Below are 443 nucleotides of genomic sequence, written 5' to 3'. Positions count from 1 at the left end.
ACCTAATGTAGTAGGTTACTATGGTCTTTTACAAGCATTTGCAGATGCTCTTAAACTTATCTTAAAGGAATATGTTTCACCTACACAAGCTAATTTAATACTGTTCTTTCTTGGTCCTGTAATAACTTTAATATTCTCTTTACTAGGTTATGCTGTTGTACCTTACGGTCCTGGTTTAGCTTTATGAGACTTTAACTTAGGTATATTATACATGTTGGCTGTTTCTTCATTAGCCACTTACGGTATACTATTAGCTGGTTGATCTGCTAATTCTAAATATGCTTTTTTAGGTTCACTTAGAAGTACAGCACAGCTAATAAGTTATGAACTTATATTAAGCTCAGCAATACTACTTGTAGTATTATTAACAGGTAGTTTGAATTTAACTGTTAACATAGAAGCTCAAAGAGCTATATGATTTATAATGCCATTGTTCCCTATAT

The 443-nt window shown here is 31.8% G+C and carries 1 pseudogene; it reads left to right on the top strand.

Features of this window, described 5'->3' with window-relative positions:
- Positions 1–58 precede the first annotated feature (58 nt).
- Positions 59–418: pseudogene (locus JG676_RS09055) on the top strand (complex I subunit 1 family protein).
- Positions 419–443 lie beyond the last annotated feature (25 nt).

This window comes from Campylobacter sp. 2018MI34 (assembly GCF_016598975.1).
Classification (GTDB): domain Bacteria; phylum Campylobacterota; class Campylobacteria; order Campylobacterales; family Campylobacteraceae; genus Campylobacter_D.
The sequence above is the reverse complement of the archived record's forward strand: the minus strand, read 5'-3'. Positions and strand labels throughout refer to the sequence as shown.